This window comes from Protofrankia sp. CiT1 (assembly GCF_917627335.1).
In the GTDB taxonomy this organism is placed as follows: Bacteria; Actinomycetota; Actinomycetes; order Frankiales; family Frankiaceae; genus Protofrankia.
Genome location: NZ_CAKJTP010000146.1, coordinates 1 through 708, shown reverse-complemented (window position 1 = coordinate 708; position 708 = coordinate 1). Strand labels below are relative to the sequence as shown.

1 protein-coding gene is annotated in these 708 nt (G+C 60.7%); it reads right to left on the bottom strand.

The features are described from left to right. Positions 1 to 334: 334 nt before the first annotated feature. The coding region (locus tag MJ785_RS17740) for a hypothetical protein (protein WP_239381855.1) at positions 335 to 708 on the bottom strand (374 nt) is incomplete at its 5' end.

The window sequence follows — 708 nt, the reverse complement described above, 5'->3', positions numbered from 1 at the left end:
AAGAAACACCCATGCTACTTGTCATCTGGGATCGCGTCGGCCTTTGTCCGCCTCCCCGCGGGTGGTGCTGACTGAAGCGGTCCCATCTTCATGGACACTTCTTCTTACGTCATGATATCTTGCCATTCCGTCATATTTGAGTATGAATTACTCAGGTGTGCGGTAGTCGATCGCGGAGTGGATCTGCCGCCGGTTGTAGTGGACTTCGATGTGTTCGAAGATGTCGCTCCTGAAACGCTGGACGGCGTCAACAGGTGTAGGTGGCTGAACTCCTTCGAAACGAACCGACGGCGGGGCGGACGGGATACTTGGGCGGGCCGTCGGTAACCGAAAGTCAATGGACGCTGATGTGGCCGGTGCTCGCCGGCGCCGATGCACACCGGTAGTCGTACTCGGGGCCGGCCGTCCTCGTGACTGCGTCGCGGCTGAAGACGATCGTGTACCGGCCGCCGTTGCCCGGTATGGGATTGGCACCCTGGCCAGGCGGGAGCGTGTCAGCGACAGCTGTCAGCGCGCATGGGCTGTCGGTGTTGTTGACCCAGGTCACGGAGTCGTTGACCGGAATCTCGAGGCCCATGGGACTGAACATCAGCAGAAAGTTCCCGACCGGATGTCTCCGGAGATGGCCCGGCTCTTCCGGCATCGCGTTGTCGAGCACGGCGGTCAGCGAGGTAATGGTGATTACGTGGTTCGTCTCGACGGGCGCGA